This is a genomic window from Burkholderia sp. JKS000303 (assembly GCF_002563755.1).
Taxonomy (GTDB): domain Bacteria; phylum Pseudomonadota; class Gammaproteobacteria; order Burkholderiales; family Burkholderiaceae; genus Burkholderia; species Burkholderia anthina_B.
Map to the genome: position 1 here is coordinate 1,743,168 of NZ_PDBZ01000001.1, position 16,542 is coordinate 1,759,709.

A 16,542-nucleotide genomic window follows, 5' to 3' on the forward strand; every position below is an offset into this window, starting at 1 on the left:
AGTGTCTGCATGTACGGCGGGGCCACCATCGTCGGACAACAAGAATGCATGCAGGCTGACTTGCGAATAAGCGACGTTCCGTCGTCCAACCGGGGTGAAGTCAATCGGGCGGCGGCGGACGTTTTTTAATCCGGAATAGTGTTCCGGTCTCCGTCGAAAGACGGTTTCGGGGGGCTGAATCGACAGACGGCGAAGCCGCAGCGATCAAGCCAACAGAAAAGCGCCACGAGGGCGCTTTTTTCTTTGGTGCAGTGGTTTTGCGACGACGCGTGGCGTCATGCGTCTTCGTCGGCCTGCAGCGCGCCGGGCGCAACCAGCTCGACGCCGGCCGCTTCGAGCGCCGTGCGGATCCGCTTCGCGAATGCGAGCGCATGCGGGCCGTCGCCGTGCAGGCAGACGGTCTGCGCATTGAGCGGCACCCACTCGCCGCTCACCGCGCGCACCTGCCGGTTGCGCACCATGTCGAGCGTGCGCGCGAGCACCGCATCTTCGTCGTCGATCAGTGCGCCGGGCTGGCTGCGCGGCACGAGCGAGCCGTCCGCGCGGTAGCCGCGATCGGCGAACACTTCCTCCACCGCGGCCAGGCCCGCATGCCGCGCGGCCGCGACGAACACGCTGTTCGCGAGCCCGAACACGGCGAGCGACGGATCGAAGTCGTGGATCGCGGACACCACTGCATCGGCGATCATCGGATCGCGCGCGGCCTGGTTGTACAGCGCGCCGTGCGGCTTTACGTGCGCGATGCGGCCGCCTTCGGCCTGCGCGATCGCCGACAGCGCGCCGAGCTGATACAGCACGCCCGCGTAGATATCACCGGCCGGCAGCTGCATTTCCTTGCGGCCGAAGTTCTCCGGATCGTGAAAGCTCGGGTGCGCGCCGATCGACACGCCTTTCTGCACGGCCCAGCGCACGCAGTCGCGCATCGCATTGGCGCCGCCTGCATGCCAGCCGCACGCGATGTTGGCCGACGTGACGAGGTCGAGCAGCGCCTCGTCCGATCCGCATCCTTCGCCGAGATCGGCATTGAGATCGATTTCCATTGATGTTCCTCGTCCACGGATTGCGTGGCACGTCCTCTGCCCAGCTCCCGCCATTGTCACGCCGCGCGCGATTGCGTGCGGCGGCGCGTTTCCTCGCGCATCTCGATCGCGACGTCGATCTGACGCAGATAGGCACGTTCTGCGGTCAGCGCGGCGCGCGCGACGTCGGGTGTCGTCCGCACGAAGCGGATCGGCAGGTTGAGCCGCGCCTGTGCGAGTTTCCATAGATCCGCGCGGATCACCGTGCCGATCTTCGGATAGCCGCCGGTGGTCTGCGCGTCGTGCATCAGCACGATCGGCTGGCCGTTCGGCGGTACCTGGATCGTGCCGGGCAGCACCGCGTGCGACAGCAGCTCGGCCGGCCGCTCGCGCACGAGCTCGGTGCCGGCGAGGCGATAGCCCATCCGGTTGCTGTTCGCGGTGACGAGCCATTCCTCGTCCCAGAACGCCTGCTGCGCATCGGCGGCGAACGACGCGTAGTCGGGGCCCGGCAGCACGCGCACGGGCATCGCCCATGGCGCATGTGCGGGGCGGTGGCGGCGCGGCGGTTCGTCGACGCGCACGAACGCGCACCACGCGGGCGCTTTCACGCCGAATTCGGGCGCGTCGGCCGCGAGGCAGCCGGCGCCGGCCGGCGGCACGCCGACCGGGAGCCGGTCGCCGTCGCGCAGCGCGCGGCCGCCGAGGCCGCCGAAGCGCGATGCGAGATCGGTGCTGCGCGAGCCGAGCATCGGCAGCACGTCGATGCCCCCCGCGATGCACAGGTAGCCGCGCATGCCGCGCTTCGCGGCCGGCAGCACGAGTGTCTGCCCGGCTTCGACCGGCAGGCTCCACCACGAATACACGGGCTTGCCGTCGAGCGTTGCGCCGAATTCGGTGCCGGTGATCGCGATGCGCGTCGCGCGCGTGAAGCGGAACGTGGCCGGGCCGATGGTGATTTCGACGGCGGCCGCGTCGGCGCGGTTGCCGACGAGCCGGTTGCCGACTTCGAGCGCGAGGCCGTCGAGCGCGCCGCCCTGCGCGACGCCGAGATGGCGCGTGCCGCGGCGGCCGAGATCCTGCACGGTCGACAGCGGGCCGGCCCGCAGCACCTCGACGGTGCCCGGTGCGGTGTTCTGGCTCATGTCGCGTCGACTCCCGCAATGGTGAAGCGCACGCGATCGCCGGGCAGCAGCAGCGTCGGCTGTTGCCGCGCCGGATCGAACAGCACGTGCGACGTGCGGCCGATCAGTTGCCAGCCGCCGGGCGAGGTGGTCGGGTAGATGCCGGTTTGCGCGCCGCCGATGCCGACCGAGCCGGCCGGCACTTCGAGCCGCGGCGCCGCGCGGCGCGGCGTGTGCAGCGACGCATCGAGGCCGCCGAGATACGCGAAACCCGGCTGGAAGCCGAGGAAGAACACGACGTATTCGCCGGCCGCGTGACGCGCGACGACCTCGTCGACCGACAGCCCCGTGTGCGCGGCGACGGCCGGCAGGTCGGGGCCGGCGGCACCGCCGTATTCGACCGGGATCTCGACCGTCTGGCCGTCGGCGTGCTCGACGTCGGCCGTCTCCCACGCGTCGTGCAGCGCCGGCGTGAACGAGTCGGCCGTCGCGGCGAGCGCGTCGAACACGATCGTCAGATTGTTCATGCCGGGCACGACGTCGATCACGTCGGGCCACGCGCGCGCGACCTCGGCGACGGCCCAGACGCGGCGCTGGCAATCGAGCGTGGCGGGCGGCGGCACTTCGCAGACAAGGGCGGCGTCGCCGAGCGGATAAATGCGGGGTAGCGTCATCGGACTGGCACGGTTCGGACGGCAATGTTAGCGCACATTGTCAATAAAATATTGATAACTTACCAATAAGCGTTTTTGCCTAGCTCGTATCCCGATGCTTCTGGCGTACACTCGGCACACCCTGACATCCTGCTTGCGCCGCCTTTCCATGAAGCGTCCTCCGACCAAGATCGTGTCATCCGAACACCTCGTTTCCGATTCGAGTGCGGAGCTGTCGGAACTCGAATACGGGCTCATCATGGCCGGCAACGCGTTCAACCGATGGATGGTGCGCTGCATGTCGGCCGCCGGTGCGAAGGACATGACGGCGGTCGAAGTGTCGCTGCTGCATCACGTCAGCCATCGCGAACGCAAGAAGAAACTCGCCGACATCTGCTTCGTGCTCAATATCGAGGATACGCACGTCGCGACCTATGCGCTGAAAAAACTGATCGCGCGCGGCTATGTGAAGAGCGAGAAGAACGGCAAGGAGGTGTTCTTCTTCGCGACCGACGCGGGCCGCGATCTGTGCCTGAAGTATCGGGAGGTGCGCGAGCACTGCCTGATCGAGACGCTGAAGGACAGCGGCCTCACCAACCAGCAGATCGGCGATGCGGCGCAGTTGCTGCGCCATGCATCGGGGCTCTACGACACGGCCGCGCGGGCGGCGGCATCGCTGTAAACGATTGCGAACGGAGCGGCGCATGGCGTGCGGCTGACGCGCGTGCGGCAGCGGCCGCGGCGCCGTGCACCACGTCATCCGGCGGCCGGGTAGAGCGCGCCGTCGGTCACGATCCAGCGCATCGCGAGATCGTGCGCTTCGGCCGGCAACGCATCGACGCGACATGCTTCATACGCAATGCCGACCGTCACCGGCAGCGTGTCGCCCGGCCACACGGCGAGCGTGCGGTCGTAATAGCCGCCGCCATAGCCGAGCCGGTAGCGCTGCAGGTCGAATCCCACACACGGAATCAGTAATAGATCGGGCACGACGACGATCCCCGACGCCGGTTCCGGAATCCGGTGATGGCCTTCGCGCATCGGCGTCGCCGCATCCCACGCGTGGAACGCGAGCGGCGTATGGCGTTCGCCGATCACCGGCAGCGCGGCGCGGCGGCCCGCGCCTGCCGCGGACCACGCGAGCACGGCATCACGGGCGTCGAACTCGCCCGGCAGCGGCCAGTAGAAGCCGACGGTGCGCGGCGCGAGCCGCTCGAGCAACGCGCGCAGCCGCGCATCGAGCGCGGCATTCGCGGCGGGCTGCGACGCGGCGTCGCGACGCGCGCCGGACAGCGTTTTGCGCAGCGCAACCTTCGGGTTCGGCACAGGGTTGCATGCTATGCTTTCGCTCACTTCGTGCTCCATTCAAAACGATGTCGAACAGCCTTTTTCGAGTATATCGCGCGGTCGCGCTGACGCTTTCGGCCGCCGCGCTCGTGGCGGGCACGGCGGCGTGCGCCGCACCGAGCGACGACACGCTCGCCGGGGATGACCAGATCTTCGTCCAGCTTCGTGAAGCCGCGCGCCGCAATGACGCCGCGAAGGCCGCGCAGCTCGCGTCGATGATCCCGAACTATCCGGTCCCGTCCTACGTCGAGTATTTCCAGATCAAGCCGCAGCTGTTCGATTCGACGGGCCGCGCGCGTGTCGACGCGCCCGACGCGCCCGTGCAGTCGTTCCTGCAGCGCTACGACGGCCAGGCGATCGCCGACCGCCTGCGCAACGACTATCTGCTCGTGCTCGGCGCGCGCCACGACTGGCGCAGCTTCGACGACCAGTACAAGCGTTTCGTGCTCGACGACGACACGCAGGTCAAGTGCTACGCGCTCGAATCGCGTGCGGCGCGCGGCGAGAACGTCGCCGATGCGGCGCGTGCGCTGCTCGTCGAGCCGAAATACTACGGCGACGCCTGTGTCGACCTGATTACGGCACTCACCGTCAATCAGCAGTTCACGAGCGACGACGTGTGGCAGCAGGCACGCCTCGCGTTCGAGCAGAACTACACGACGCTCGGCGGCAAGATCGTCGACGCGCTCGGCCCGCGCCCGGTCGGCTTCGACCAGGCGACCAGCGCGCCGCCGCTGTACCTCGCGCGCGGCGTCGGCCCCGACGCCGCCTCGCACCAGCTCGCGCTGATCGCGCTCGGCCGCATGGCGCGCAACGATCCGGATGCGGCGGCGGGGATGCTGACGACGGTCGCCGCCTCGCTGACGAAGCAGGAGCAGGCGATCGCGTGGGGCGCGATCGGCTACCAGGGTGCGATCAAGCGCTCGCCGCTCGCGTCGGTCTGGTATGCGAAATCCGCGAACGCGCCGCTGTCGAACCCGGGCTACGAATGGCGCACGCGCGCCGCGCTGCTCGCCGGCAACTGGCCGATGGTGCGCTGGTCGATCGAGCAGATGCCGCCGTCGCTGCGCGACGATCAGGCCTGGATCTACTGGCATGCCCGCGCGCTCAAGCAGAGCGGCGACACGCTGCAGGCGAACCAGGAATTCGAGCAGGTCGCCGGCCAGTTCAACTTCTACGGGCAGCTTGCCGGCGAAGAGCTCGGCCAGCGCACGACGATCCCGCCGCGCACCAAGGTGAGCGACGCCGACGTCGACGCGATGAGCAAGATCCCGGGCTTCGCGCTCGCGCAGCGCTTCTATGCGCTGAACCTGCGTCTCGAAGGCAACCGCGAATGGAACTGGCCGCTGCGCGGGATGACCGATCGCCAGCTGCTCGCGGCCGCCGAATACGGCAAGCGCATCGACCTGCTCGACCGCACGGTCAACACCGCCGACCGCACGAAGGCCGAGCACGACTTCACGCTGCGCTACCCGTCGCCGTACCGCGACATCGTCGAGCGCTATGCGCAGTCGACCGGCCTCGACATCGAATGGGCGTACGGGCTGATCCGCCAGGAATCGCGCTTCATCACGACCGCGCGCTCGTCGGTCGGTGCGGGCGGCCTGATGCAGCTGATGCCGGCCACCGCGCAGATGGTCGCGAAGAAGCTCGGCATGGGCACGATCTCGCGCGCGCAGATGCACGACATCGATACCAACATCCAGCTCGGCACCTGGTATCTGGCGGACATCTACAACACCTTCGACAGCTCGCCGGTGCTCGCCACCGCCGGCTACAACGCGGGCCCGGGCCGGCCGCGCCAGTGGCGCCAGGTGTTGACGCAGCCGGTCGAAGGCGCGATTTTCGCGGAGACGATTCCGTTCAACGAGACGCGCGACTACGTGAAGAACGTCCTGTCGAACACCGTCTATTACGCGGCGCTCTTCGAGGGCAAACCGCAGTCGTTGAAGAAACGTCTCGGCATGATCTCGCCCTGATCCGCAATCTTCACACTGCCGCGCGAGACGCGGCAGTGTTTATTCAGGGGCGGTTCACGCGCATGACGGGCAGGGCGCGTTCCCCTGACCGGAAAAATCATCAACGGGGCTGGCCGCCAGGCGGGTCGATCGCTGCGTCATGCGCGTTGCGCCCGGCTTTTCCGGCGGCCCGCGCCCGCCCGTCATGCGCGTGAACAGCCCCTCGGAGGTCCACACATGGATGGCCAGACCGTCGCGCTGCTGGGCGGCACCGGCTTCATCGGCAGCCGGCTCGTCAATGCCCTGATCGACGCCGGCAAGCAGGTACGCATCGGCACGCGGAGACGCGAGCACGCGCGCCACCTGCAGATGCTGCCGGTGGAAATCGTTGAACTCGACGCACTCGACACGCGCACGCTGGCCCGGTTCGTGGCCGGCGCGCACGCGGCAATCAATCTGGTCGGCGTGCTGCACGGTGGCCGAGGCACGCCTTACGGGCCTGGCTTCGAGCGCGCCCACGTCGCGCTGCCGGCTGCGCTGGCCGCCGCATGCATCGAGGTTGGCGTGCGACGCGTGCTGCACATGAGCGCGCTCGGCGCGGATTCGCACGGCGCGAGCATGTACCAGCGCTCGAAGGGCGATGGCGAGGCCGCGCTGCATGCGGTCGCAGCGACCGATTCGCTCGCGCTGACGATCTTCCGGCCGTCGGTTGTGTTCGGCCCCGGCGACGCGTTCCTCAACACGTTCGCGAAGCTGCAGCGCACGGTGCCCGTGCTGCCGCTCGCGATGCCCGATGCGCGCTTCCAGCCGGTATTCGTCGGCGACGTCGTGCGCGCGTTCGTCAACACGCTCGACCTCGCGGCCGCGCACGGCAAGACCTACGAACTCGGCGGCCCGACCGTCTACACGCTCGAGCAACTGGTGCGCTATTGCGGCACGCTGGTCGGCCGGCAGGCCCGCATCGTGCGCCTGCCCGACGCGCTCGCGCGGCTGCAGGCGCGCGTGTTCGAAAGCCTGCCCGGCGAGCCGGTGCTCACGCGCGACAATCTCGCGTCGATGTCGGTGCCGAACGTGCTGTCCGGGCCGCTCGCGCCGGAACTCGGGCTGTCGCCCGCGAGTCTCGAAAGCATCGCGCCCGCGTATCTCGGCAACGCCGCGCAGCGCTCGCGCTTCGACTGGTTCCGCTCGCGCCGCTAGGGCGCCGCACGTGGCCGCTTTCGTCCTTCATTTTTGCGCTTTTCGGAACACCGCCATGAAACTCGTCATTGGAGACAAGAACTACTCGTCGTGGTCGATGCGGCCGTGGCTGCTGCTCACGCACTTCGGCATCCCGTTCGACGAGATCGCGATCGAGCTGCGCCGCGACGACACCGCCGCGCGCATCCGCGAGTATTCGCCGAGCGGCAAGGTGCCGTGCCTGCTCGACGCGCAGGGCGCCGCGATCTGGGATTCGCTCGCGATCGCCGAGACGCTCGCCGAGCGCTATCCGCAGTTGCCGATGTGGCCGGCAGATCCGGCGCGGCGCGCGCAGGCACGCTGCATCTCGGCCGAGATGCATTCGGGCTTCGCCGCGCTGCGCACGCAGATGGGGATGAACGTGCGCGCGTCGATGCCCGGGCGCGGCGCGACGCCCGACGCGCTCGCCGACGTGGCGCGCATCGACGCGCTGTGGAGCGCGTGCATCGAGGCATCGGGCGGGCCGTTCCTGTTCGGGGAATTCGGGATCGCCGACGCGATGTATGCGCCCGTCGTGATGCGCTTCAACACGTATGCGCCGGCGCTGTCGCCGGAGGCGGCAGGCTACGCGGCGCGCGTGACGGCGCTGCCGGCGGTGCAGCAGTGGATGGAGGCCGCGCGCCGCGAAACCAACGTGATTGCCGAATACGAACCCCAGCCATGAACATCTACGCAGTAGGCGGAGCGATCCGTGACGAATTGCTCGGCGTGCCGGTTCAGGACCGCGACTACGTGGTGGTGGGCGCGACGCCCGAGCAGATGGCCGCGCAGGGCTTCCGGCCGGTCGGCAAGGATTTCCCCGTGTTCCTGCATCCGGACACGCAGGAGGAATATGCGCTGGCGCGCACCGAGCGCAAGACGGCGGCCGGCTATCGCGGCTTCCAGTTCTACTACGCGCCGGACGTGACGCTCGAAGAGGATCTCGCGCGGCGCGACCTGACGATCAACGCGATGGCGCGCGAGGTGAGCCCGGAGGGCGCGCTGGTCGGCCCCGTGATCGACCCGTTCGACGGGCAGGCCGACGTGCGCGCACGCGTGTTCCGGCACGTGAGCGACGCGTTCGTCGAGGATCCGGTGCGGATCCTGCGGATCGCGCGCTTCGCCGCGCGCTTCACGGATTTCACGATCGCGGACGAAACGCTCGCGCTGATGCGGCGGATGGTCGACGCGGGCGAGGTCGATGCGCTGGTGCCTGAGCGCGTGTGGCAGGAGATCGCGCGCGGGCTGATGGAAGCGAGGCCGTCGCGGATGTTCGCGGTGCTGCGCGAGTGCGGCGCGCTCGCGCGCATCGTGCCGGAGGTCGACGCGTTGTGGGGCGTGCCGCAGCGCGCCGACTACCACCCGGAAGTCGACACGGGCGTGCACGTGATGATGGTCGTCGACTATGCGGCGAAGCAGGGCTATTCGCTGCCAGTGCGCTTTGCGGCGCTCACGCACGATCTGGGCAAGGCGACGACGCCCGCGGACGTGCTGCCGCGCCACGTCGGCCACGAGGGCCGCAGCGTCGACCTGATCAAGCCGTTGTGCGAGCGGCTGCGTGTGCCGAACGAATGCCGCGATCTCGCGCTGGTGGTCGCGCGCGAGCACGGCAACCTGCATCGCGTGATGGAGATGGGCGCAGCCGCGCTGGTGCGGTTCTTCGAGCGCAGCGACGCGCTGCGCAAGCCGGCGCGCTTCGCCGAGCTGCTGCAGGCGTGTGAATCGGATGCGCGCGGCCGGCTCGGGCTCGAGGCCCAGCCGTATCCGCAGGCCGAGCGGCTGCGCGTGGCGCTGGTGGCGGCGCGCAGCGTCGATGCGGGCGCGATCGCACGCGGGGTCGGCAACGACGCGATGCAGATCAAGGACGCAGTGCATCGCGCGCGCGTCGAGGCCGTCAAGCAGGCGCTCGCGATCGCCGAATAGGGTGGACGGGCCGGCGCGCGGCCCGGCTGCACGGCGTTATTTCTGCTTCGTGCGGGATGCGGTGCGGCGGGCCGGCGTGGCGGCAGCCGGGCGTTTGCCGGCCGGCGTGCGCGGTTTCGCGGCAGGCGGTTTTTCCGCGGTGCGGGCCGGTTGGCCGGCGGGTGCCGCGGCCTGCGCGTCGCGCTCGCGTTTGGCCGCCGGTTCGCGCCGGCTCACGCGCGGCTCGCCGGGCACCGCGTCGGCATCGTGTCCGGCCGGCCGGATGCCCAGCGTCGCCGAAACGAGTTCGGCGCAGCGGTCGTCGAAGAGCGGCAGCGTGCCGACCGCGATCAGCTCGGCGGGCCCGTCGCCGACGTTCGCGACGCGATGGCGCTTGCGTGCGTCGAAGTGCAGCGAATCGCCGGGCGCGAGCGGGTAGTCCTGCTTGCCGATCGTGTAGCAGAGCCGGCCGGTTAGCACGTACACGAACTCGTCGCCGCCGTGCGCGACCCATTCCGACCGGTAGCCTTCCATCATCCGGACCTTCAGCGCGTTGATCTGGCTGCCGTCGAACGTGGTGGACAGCCGCTCGTACCATTGCGACATCGCGTCGACCGCGTACGGTTCGCGGCTGCCTTCGTGCGAGTCGGGCTGCGCCTGGCGCGGCTGGTCGATCAGCGCGCCGAGCGGCACGTTCAGCGCCTTCGCGACGTTGACGAGCGACGACAGGGAGATGCCCGTGAGATGGCGCTCGACCTGGGACAGGAATCCGACCGACAGATTCGCTTCGGTCGCGACTTCCAGCAGCGTCTTCTTCGCTTCCCGGCGCAGGCGCCGAATGCGCTGGCCGATACGCATGATGTCTGAATCCATGAATCTCTTTCGTGGCAACGAGTCGGAAGGCGAGCGGAGGGGCAGTGCAGTCGCCGGGCCGTTGTTTTGACGCGAATCGCACGAAACATGGCCGTCCGGCCGACGATGCGCGCGCATTGTACCGTCGGCATCGACCGCGCGGCGTACCGTGCCGGCAATTTTAGCTACACCAAAATTTTAGCTTGACCTCAATTTCGGCGTGCTCTAGATTCTGTCGCGCTGCATCAGGAATTTTAGTGAGACAAAAATTCCGAGCCTTGCCGCGCGACCGACGCGGCGGGCGGCCCGACGGTGCGCCGGACGCACGCTACGCCACGCTGCGTGGCGGCCGCGTATCGCATGGCGCCGCGGGCGGCCGATAACAACGAATCACGCGAGCATCCGATGATCGATCGACTGAAATACACCTTCTCCGGCCTTCCCCCGTACGATGCCTCCGTCGCCGACGCGCAGGCGGGCCTGTCGCACGTGCTCGACGCGCTGCGACTCGACGCCGTGGTCGTTACGTCGCAGGACGAATACATCACCGAATACCTGCCGCGCCGCAACAACCCGCGCTATGCGCTGTCGGGCTTCGACGGTTCGGCCGGCTGCGGGCTGTTCCTGAGCGACGCGGCCGCGCGTGCGCTCGGCGTGCCGCGCTTCGTGCTGTTCGTCGACGGCCGCTATCACCTGCAGGCCGACCAGCAGTGCGATCCGGCACGCGTGCAGATCGAGAAGCTCGGCATGAACGTGACGATCTGGCAGGCGCTGGCCGACTGGCTGGTCGCGCGTGCGGGCCGGCTCGAACGGATCGGCTACGACGCGCTGCGGATCAGCGTCGGGCAGCGCGACCGGCTGGTCGAGCAGACCCGGGCCGCGCGGCTGGAATGGGCGAGCCTCGTCGAGCGCGAGATCGACCGCGCAATCGCGCTGCCGGGCTGGGTGGTCGAGCGGCCGATCTTCGAGCTGCCGGAAGCCATGACCGGCGCGAGCGTCGCGCAGAACCTCGCCACGCTGAACGGGCGGCTTGCCGCGCACACCGGCGCCGCGCACGGGACGACCGCATTCTTCACCTGTGCATCGGACGACCTCGCGTATCTGCTGAACAGCCGCGGTTATCACATCCCGAATGCGTCGTCGCACCTGGGCTTCCTGTTCGCGATCGGCGAGCAGGTCGCGCTGTTCCTGCCGGAAGGCTGCGACCGGTGCCCGGTCGAGCTGGCGTCGTATCCGGCACTGCACGTGATCCGGCGCGACTTCGCCGAACTCGAACGCTTCCTCGCGCAATTCGCGGTCGACCACGTGTGCTACGGCTTCGAATCGGTCAACTGCGCGCTCGTCGAGTCGGTGAGCCGCGTATGGCCGCAGGCGCGCCACGCCGATTTCAATCCGGTCGAGGCGATGCGCGCCAGCAAGACGCCGGCCGTGCTCGAGCGCTTCCGCGATGCGTTCGCTCGCAGTTCGGCGGCGATCGCCGAGACGATGCGCTGGGCGAAGGCCGGCGAGCCGGGGCGAAACCCGACCGAATACGATCTCGCGCGTACGATCAACGATGCCTACGGCGCACGCTCGGCGCTCGCGCTGACGTTCCCGTCGATCGCCGCGAACGGTGCGAACAGCGCGTTCGCCCACTACACGGCGGCGAGCGCCGAGGTCGAGCTGACCGAAGGCGAACTGGTGCTGCTCGACAGCGGTGCGTACTACGACGCCGGCTTCGCGACGGACTGCACGCGCGTCGTGCTGCGCCGCACGCGGGCGGAGACGGTGGCGCAGCCGTGGCAGCGCGAGATCTACACCGTCGCGCTGAAGGCCTGCATCAAGGGGCTCGTCACGCGCTTCCCGAAAGCGGCGACGGGCGGCGACGTCGATGCGACCGTGCGGCAGGTGTGCCGCGACCACGGCTACGATTTCGGCCACGGTACCGGGCACGGTGTCGGGATCCACGTGCACGAAGGCGGTGTGCGGTTCGCGCCGGGCGCGAAGTACGGGCTGGTGCCGAATGCGGTGATTTCGGTCGAGCCGGGCATCTACGTGCCGGGCAAGGGCGGCGTGCGGATCGAGAACATCGTGATCGTGCACGCGGACGACGCGTCGGATACCGTCGCGTTCGAGAACATCGTGACGGTCGGCTACGACTGGGACCTGATCGATCTGGCGCTGCTGGACGACGACGAGCGCGCGTATCTGCGCGACTACGAACGGCTTTGCGTGGAACGCGGCACGCAGGTCACGGCATGTCCGCTGCTGTGAGGGGGTGAGTCAGGCGGGAGGCGGCGCGCGGCGACTGGCGCGCCGCGCGGTGCGTTTGCGCATCAGCGCATCAGCGCCGACACGCGCCCGTCGGGCCCGTAGACGCCGCTCGGCGCGGGCGCCGAGCGCAGCACCGCGAGCGCGCGCTCGTTGTAGTCCATCCGGATCCGGATCAGCATCCCGTTGTTCGCGTTGGCCTGGCGCGCGCGTTCGGCGGCCTGCAGCAGCAACTGCCAGCGGCCGGCGAGGCGTGCATCACGCTCGGCGGCCTGATCCATCCCTTTCTTGCCGGCCGGAAAGCCGAGCGCGGACAACTGCGTGTCGCGCGTGCGTTCGAGCAGCGCGAGCCGGTCGAGCAGCGCGGTTTTCTTCTCGACAATGCCGGGCAGCATGTCCAGCGGCTCGGGGGTCGTCAGCGCCTTTTCCTCGTAGGCGAGCAGCGACGCGAACGCCTCGACCGTCGCGTGTTCGTCGTTGACCGTGGCCAGCAGCTCTTCTCTCATCGCGTCATGCTCGTCGCGCCGGCGCGCGCGTGGGCGCACCGGCAAACCGGGGGACCGGCCGGGGCGTGACAGGCCCCAATCCGGCTCAGTTGCCCTGCGGACGCTGCTGTTGCAGCAGGTCGCGGGCGGTATTCAATACACCGTCGGCAATCTTGTTCACGTCGACCGTCAGCGTGCCGTTGTTCAGCGCGTCCTTGATCGACTGGACGAGTGCCGTGTCGATGTCGGCGTCGCCCGATGCCGACGCCGAGCGCAGCTGGCCGGACAGACCCGACAGGTTCACGGTCGTGTCGCCGCCGGTCGATCCTGCGTCGGCCGCCTGCGCGGACGTCGACGAAGCCGCGCCGGATTGCGCGCGGGTCGCGCCGTTGCCGGTCGGCGCAAGTGGGCTCGGGTTCGGAGTGGAATCGATCTTCACGATGGGTTTCCTGTACGGTTTGACCCAGATAACGGCCGGGCCGGCCCGAACTTTAGCATCGCGAGCCCGAAATTCTTCGAATAAACAATTCTTTGCAATCTTGCGGGGTCATCCGTCCCTACAACGGAATCTCCACGGTGCCGGCGTCCTTGACGATTGCCGTGACGATCTGGCCCGCGGCCATCCTGACCCGCACCGACTGGCCCGGCGCCGCATTCGCGAGCACGCTGCCCTCGGCCGAGATCGTGAAGCCGGGCCCGGCTGCCACCACCCGCACGGTCTGGCCGGCCGACACGGATGCCGCGCTCTTCAGCATGTCCTGGCGCAGCGGCAGCCCGGCCGAGATGCGGGCGAGCGCGGTTGCGCCGACCGCCTGCGCGGGATCGGTGATCACCGCGAGCGGCAGCACCGTCAGGTCGCCGTCGCGCGCGACGAGGTCGGCCGCGGTGAGCGGCTCGCCGGGCGTGATCTGCCGCGCGGCGACGTAGTAGGTGGCCTGTACCGTGACCTTCGCCTGCAGATAGACGGTCCACGGCCGTTCGCCCGCGCAGCGCACGCCCACCGTCGTGCGGCCCCACAGGCGCGCGCCGGTCGGCAGGAACGGCTCGAGCGTCGTGCACGCGACGAGCCCGCGCGGAAACGCGGTCGCGACGGTTGCGGTGGTCTTGCCCGGCAGGCCGGCGATCTGCTGCTGCAGGAATGCGAGCGCCGTGCGCCGGATCGCTTCGGGGTCTTGCTGGCCCGGCAGCGGGGCGGGATGAGGCGCGGCGGCGGGCGCCGCTGCGTTGGCGGAAATCGCCGGCGCGCGCGGCGCCGTGGCGGCGCGTGCGTCGATCGCCGGCTGTCGCGCGAGCCGCGCCGCGTTCGACGCGGGCTCGGCCGTGCCGGCCACGACCGTCGCGACGCCAGCGGGATCGACGGCGCGCGGCGGCGTGTTGGCATAACCGGCGTTCGCGCGGGCCGCCGCGTAGGTTGAGGCCGGCGGCGGATTCGTCGCGACCGTCGCGACGCCCGGTTGTACCGCGTAGCCGGCTCCGGCCGCCCCGGCCGTGCCGGGCGCCGGCCGGTAGGCATTGCCTGCCGGGTCGGACGCGATGCCCGCTCCGGCGGCATTCACCGTATTTCCGCCGAACTGCCCGCCGCTCGCCGCGTTCGCATGCGCGAGGGCGGTTTCGGCCGTCTCGCCGCGTCCGGGAATCACGATCATCCCGTCGTCCGCGCGCGCGGCCGGCACGGCGAGCCACAGCGCCGCGGCGAATGCGAACGCTAGCGGCACGCGTATGCCGCGCCGGTCGTTCCCGCGAAGTGCGCTGCCTGTCATCGCCGTGTCCTCGATCCGTTGATCCGATTCGCATTCTAGGGAGCGGGGCCGCCGCGCAAACGATGAATAGAGGGGGCCTTTGCCGCGTTATTCGCCCGATTGCCGGTTGCGCGCGCCGCCTACCATCGCTGTCATGGAAAAAAGCCCCTTGGGTCGCCATCCGGCCCGACGGGCGTGCAGCGCTTCATACGGAGAGACGCACACATGCTGGACAAACTCGATGCCGAATTCGCGTTCGGCCGGCAGGCGCTCGACGTGCGCGCCTACCGGCAGGAACTGCTGTCGTCGAACATCGCGAACGCCGACACGCCCGGCTACCAGGCCCGCGACGTCAATTTCGCGTCGACCCTCGCGCGCTCGCTGAAGCAGGCCGACGGCGGCGTCGCGCCGAGCAACGCCGCGCAGCTGCCGATGGCGCAGCCGGCCGGCGTGACGAGCGGGATGACGATGGTGTCCACGGCGCCCGGCCACATGGCCGGCGCCGCGAAGCTGATTCCGACCGGCGGCCCGGCCGACGACTACGGTCGCGCGCAGTACCGGATGCCGCTGCAGCCGTCGCTCGACGGCAACACGGTCGATCTCGACGTCGAGCGCGTGCAGTTCGCGGACAACGCGCTGCACTACGAAACCGGGATGACCGTGATGACCCAGCAGATCAAGGCGATGATCGCCGCGATCTCGACGAACTCGTAAGCGCGCGCCGCTTCCGAACCCGAGCACAAGGAGCCTCCATGCCCTCGTTGATGAACATCTTCGGCGTCGCCGGTTCGGCGCTGTCCGCGCAATCGCAGCGCCTGAACGTCACCGCGTCGAACCTCGCGAACGCCGACAGCGCGACCGGCCCCGACGGCAAGCCGTACAAGGCCAAGCAGGTCGTGTTTGAAACCGACCCGCTCGGCGGCGTGCGCACCGCGTCCGGCCAGGGCGTGGGCGGCGTGCGCGTGTCGAAGGTGGTGGACGACCCGTCGCCGATGAAGTCGACCTACGACCCGGCGAACCCGGCCGCCGATGCGAACGGCTACGTGCAGATGCCGAACGTCGACCCGGTGCAGGAAATGGTGAACATGATTTCGGCGTCGCGCTCGTACCAGGCGAACGTCGAGACGCTGAACACCGCGAAGACGCTGATGCTCAAGACGCTGACGATCGGCTCCTGAGCCGCGCGCGCGACCTTACAGACCCGACAGTTCCGACAGAAGGCCACCCAGGATGACATCCTCCAGCACGACGATCGGCGGCAACGGCACCAACGTGTCGACGTTGCCGACCGACACGATGAACACCAACAACGTGTCGAGCACCGGCACGTCGGCGAGCGACCTGCAGTCGACGTTCCTGAAGCTGCTCGTCACGCAGTTGCAGAACCAGGATCCGACGAGCCCCGTCGACAGTTCGCAGATGACGTCGCAGCTCGCGCAGATCAACACGGTGAGCGGCATCGCGCAGCTGAACACGTCGCTCACGTCGCTGTCGACGCAGCTCGCGGCCGGCCAGCAGACGCAGGCCGCGCTGCTGATCGGCACGAACGTGCTCGCGCCGGGCAACAGCGTCGCGGTGAAGGACGGCGCGTCGTCGCCGTTCGGCGTGTCGCTCGCGAACAACGTGTCGAACCTGACGATCACCGTGAAGAACAGCTCGGGCGCGGTCGTCAACACGATCAACGCGGGCGCGCAGTCGGCCGGCACGGTGCCGTTCAACTGGACGCCGACCGACGCGGCCGGCAACACGCTGCCCGACGGCGCGTATACGGTCAGCGCGACCTACACCGACAGCACCGGCACGCAGCAGACCGCGACGACGCTCGCGGCCGCGCAGGTGCAGAGCGTGATCAAGCAGGCGGACGGGACCGCCGGGCTCATGCTGTCGAACGGCACGACCGTGGGGCTTTCCCAGGTCGCGTCGATCTACCCGAACACCACGTCGTCTTCGTCGTCCACGTCGTCGTCCGGCGGCACCACTACCAACTGATCCAGATTT

The 16,542-nt window shown here is 69.2% G+C and carries 17 protein-coding genes; 9 read left to right on the top strand and 8 right to left on the bottom strand.

All coding sequences use genetic code 11. The features are described from left to right. Nucleotides 1–275: 275 nt before the first annotated feature. The 3 genes from pxpA to pxpB are packed head-to-tail and all read right to left on the bottom strand — an operon-like array spanning nucleotide 276 to nucleotide 2,817. The gene (pxpA, locus tag BX604_RS08445) at nucleotides 276–1,040 is read right to left on the bottom strand and encodes a 5-oxoprolinase subunit PxpA (RefSeq protein WP_098550349.1); all 765 of its coding nucleotides are present in this window, start codon (nucleotides 1,038–1,040) and stop codon (nucleotides 276–278) included. A 56-nt stretch (nucleotides 1,041–1,096) separates the two neighbouring features. After that, nucleotides 1,097–2,164 (bottom strand): biotin-dependent carboxyltransferase family protein, encoded by a 1,068-nt coding sequence (locus BX604_RS08450; protein WP_098550350.1) that lies wholly within the window; start codon nucleotides 2,162–2,164, stop codon nucleotides 1,097–1,099. Then, nucleotides 2,161–2,817: a 5-oxoprolinase subunit PxpB gene (gene pxpB / locus BX604_RS08455; RefSeq protein ID WP_098550351.1), complete on the bottom strand. Its 657-nt coding sequence runs from the start codon at nucleotides 2,815–2,817 to the stop codon at nucleotides 2,161–2,163. Before pxpB ends, BX604_RS08450 begins: the two co-directional genes overlap by 4 nt. A gap of 148 nt (nucleotides 2,818–2,965) precedes the next feature. Between pxpB and BX604_RS08460 the strand changes: the two genes are divergently transcribed. Beyond that, the gene (locus BX604_RS08460) at nucleotides 2,966–3,478 is read left to right on the top strand and encodes a winged helix DNA-binding protein (RefSeq protein WP_096508492.1); all 513 of its coding nucleotides are present in this window, start codon (nucleotides 2,966–2,968) and stop codon (nucleotides 3,476–3,478) included. Between the two features lie 74 nt (nucleotides 3,479–3,552). On the opposite strand, the gene BX604_RS08465 is transcribed toward BX604_RS08460, so the two are convergent. After that, on the bottom strand, nucleotides 3,553–4,161 hold the full coding sequence (locus tag BX604_RS08465; protein ID WP_098550352.1) for a 5-formyltetrahydrofolate cyclo-ligase: 609 nt from the start codon (nucleotides 4,159–4,161) through the stop codon (nucleotides 3,553–3,555). A gap of 8 nt (nucleotides 4,162–4,169) precedes the next feature. Between BX604_RS08465 and BX604_RS08470 the strand changes: the two genes are divergently transcribed. The 4 genes from BX604_RS08470 to BX604_RS08485 all read left to right on the top strand — a co-directional run bounded on the left by BX604_RS08470 (nucleotide 4,170) and on the right by BX604_RS08485 (nucleotide 9,239). Next, a complete protein-coding gene (locus BX604_RS08470; RefSeq protein ID WP_098550353.1) occupies nucleotides 4,170–6,122 on the top strand; it encodes a lytic transglycosylase domain-containing protein in 1,953 nt (650 codons plus the stop codon). Nucleotides 6,123–6,338: 216 nt separating this feature from the next. Further along, complete coding sequence (locus BX604_RS08475; protein ID WP_098550354.1) at nucleotides 6,339–7,298, top strand: complex I NDUFA9 subunit family protein; 960 nt, start codon at nucleotides 6,339–6,341, stop codon at nucleotides 7,296–7,298. 55 nt (nucleotides 7,299–7,353) lie between these two features. After that, complete coding sequence (locus BX604_RS08480; RefSeq protein ID WP_098550355.1) at nucleotides 7,354–8,001, top strand: glutathione S-transferase family protein; 648 nt, start codon at nucleotides 7,354–7,356, stop codon at nucleotides 7,999–8,001. Further along, nucleotides 7,998–9,239: a multifunctional CCA addition/repair protein gene (locus tag BX604_RS08485; RefSeq protein WP_098550356.1), complete on the top strand. Its 1,242-nt coding sequence runs from the start codon at nucleotides 7,998–8,000 to the stop codon at nucleotides 9,237–9,239. The genes BX604_RS08480 and BX604_RS08485 overlap by 4 nt, the downstream gene beginning before the upstream one ends. Nucleotides 9,240–9,275: 36 nt before the next feature. On the opposite strand, the gene BX604_RS08490 is transcribed toward BX604_RS08485, so the two are convergent. After that, nucleotides 9,276–10,091, bottom strand: a complete 816-nt coding sequence (locus BX604_RS08490) for a helix-turn-helix domain-containing protein (RefSeq protein ID WP_098550357.1) — start codon at nucleotides 10,089–10,091, stop codon at nucleotides 9,276–9,278. Between the two features lie 384 nt (nucleotides 10,092–10,475). Here BX604_RS08490 and BX604_RS08495 point away from each other — a divergent pair, with 384 nt between their 5' ends. Beyond that, nucleotides 10,476–12,323 carry a M24 family metallopeptidase gene (locus BX604_RS08495; RefSeq protein ID WP_098552757.1) on the top strand — a complete coding sequence of 616 codons (1,848 nt, stop codon included), beginning with the start codon at nucleotides 10,476–10,478 and terminating at the stop codon, nucleotides 12,321–12,323. 62 nt (nucleotides 12,324–12,385) lie between these two features. On the opposite strand, the gene BX604_RS08500 is transcribed toward BX604_RS08495, so the two are convergent. The 3 genes from BX604_RS08500 to flgA form a co-directional block, all read right to left on the bottom strand. Then, nucleotides 12,386–12,826 carry a flagella synthesis protein FlgN gene (locus BX604_RS08500; protein ID WP_098552760.1) on the bottom strand — a complete coding sequence of 147 codons (441 nt, stop codon included), beginning with the start codon at nucleotides 12,824–12,826 and terminating at the stop codon, nucleotides 12,386–12,388. Between the two features lie 85 nt (nucleotides 12,827–12,911). Further along, a complete protein-coding gene (flgM, locus tag BX604_RS08505; protein WP_096508499.1) occupies nucleotides 12,912–13,244 on the bottom strand; it encodes a flagellar biosynthesis anti-sigma factor FlgM in 333 nt (110 codons plus the stop codon). Nucleotides 13,245–13,362: 118 nt separating this feature from the next. Continuing rightward, nucleotides 13,363–14,565 carry a flagellar basal body P-ring formation chaperone FlgA gene (gene flgA, locus BX604_RS08510; RefSeq protein WP_098550358.1) on the bottom strand — a complete coding sequence of 401 codons (1,203 nt, stop codon included), beginning with the start codon at nucleotides 14,563–14,565 and terminating at the stop codon, nucleotides 13,363–13,365. A 204-nt stretch (nucleotides 14,566–14,769) separates the two neighbouring features. On the opposite strand from flgA, the gene flgB reads away from it, so the two are divergent. The 3 genes from flgB to BX604_RS08525 are packed head-to-tail and all read left to right on the top strand — an operon-like array spanning nucleotide 14,770 to nucleotide 16,533. After that, nucleotides 14,770–15,258 (top strand): flagellar basal body rod protein FlgB, encoded by a 489-nt coding sequence (gene flgB, locus BX604_RS08515; RefSeq protein WP_098550359.1) that lies wholly within the window; start codon nucleotides 14,770–14,772, stop codon nucleotides 15,256–15,258. Between the two features lie 38 nt (nucleotides 15,259–15,296). Then, nucleotides 15,297–15,722 carry a flagellar basal body rod protein FlgC gene (gene flgC, locus BX604_RS08520; protein WP_096508502.1) on the top strand — a complete coding sequence of 142 codons (426 nt, stop codon included), beginning with the start codon at nucleotides 15,297–15,299 and terminating at the stop codon, nucleotides 15,720–15,722. 52 nt (nucleotides 15,723–15,774) lie between these two features. Next, nucleotides 15,775–16,533 (top strand): flagellar hook assembly protein FlgD, encoded by a 759-nt coding sequence (locus tag BX604_RS08525; protein ID WP_098550360.1) that lies wholly within the window; start codon nucleotides 15,775–15,777, stop codon nucleotides 16,531–16,533. The last annotated feature ends 9 nt before the right edge of the window (nucleotides 16,534–16,542 follow it).

Coding starts and splice junctions, on each gene's coding strand:
- flgA (WP_098550358.1), bottom strand. CDS start 14,565: ATGACAGGCAGCGCACTTCGCGGGAACGACCGGCGCGGCATACGCGTG.
- flgB (WP_098550359.1), top strand. CDS start 14,770: ATGCTGGACAAACTCGATGCCGAATTCGCGTTCGGCCGGCAGGCGCTC.
- BX604_RS08460 (WP_096508492.1), top strand. CDS start 2,966: ATGAAGCGTCCTCCGACCAAGATCGTGTCATCCGAACACCTCGTTTCC.
- BX604_RS08495 (WP_098552757.1), top strand. CDS start 10,476: ATGATCGATCGACTGAAATACACCTTCTCCGGCCTTCCCCCGTACGAT.
- BX604_RS08485 (WP_098550356.1), top strand. CDS start 7,998: ATGAACATCTACGCAGTAGGCGGAGCGATCCGTGACGAATTGCTCGGC.
- pxpB (WP_098550351.1), bottom strand. CDS start 2,817: ATGACGCTACCCCGCATTTATCCGCTCGGCGACGCCGCCCTTGTCTGC.
- BX604_RS08490 (WP_098550357.1), bottom strand. CDS start 10,091: ATGGATTCAGACATCATGCGTATCGGCCAGCGCATTCGGCGCCTGCGC.
- pxpA (WP_098550349.1), bottom strand. CDS start 1,040: ATGGAAATCGATCTCAATGCCGATCTCGGCGAAGGATGCGGATCGGAC.
- BX604_RS08525 (WP_098550360.1), top strand. CDS start 15,775: ATGACATCCTCCAGCACGACGATCGGCGGCAACGGCACCAACGTGTCG.
- flgC (WP_096508502.1), top strand. CDS start 15,297: ATGCCCTCGTTGATGAACATCTTCGGCGTCGCCGGTTCGGCGCTGTCC.
- BX604_RS08480 (WP_098550355.1), top strand. CDS start 7,354: ATGAAACTCGTCATTGGAGACAAGAACTACTCGTCGTGGTCGATGCGG.
- BX604_RS08470 (WP_098550353.1), top strand. CDS start 4,170: ATGTCGAACAGCCTTTTTCGAGTATATCGCGCGGTCGCGCTGACGCTT.
- BX604_RS08475 (WP_098550354.1), top strand. CDS start 6,339: ATGGATGGCCAGACCGTCGCGCTGCTGGGCGGCACCGGCTTCATCGGC.
- BX604_RS08450 (WP_098550350.1), bottom strand. CDS start 2,164: ATGAGCCAGAACACCGCACCGGGCACCGTCGAGGTGCTGCGGGCCGGC.
- BX604_RS08465 (WP_098550352.1), bottom strand. CDS start 4,161: ATGGAGCACGAAGTGAGCGAAAGCATAGCATGCAACCCTGTGCCGAAC.
- BX604_RS08500 (WP_098552760.1), bottom strand. CDS start 12,826: ATGAGAGAAGAGCTGCTGGCCACGGTCAACGACGAACACGCGACGGTC.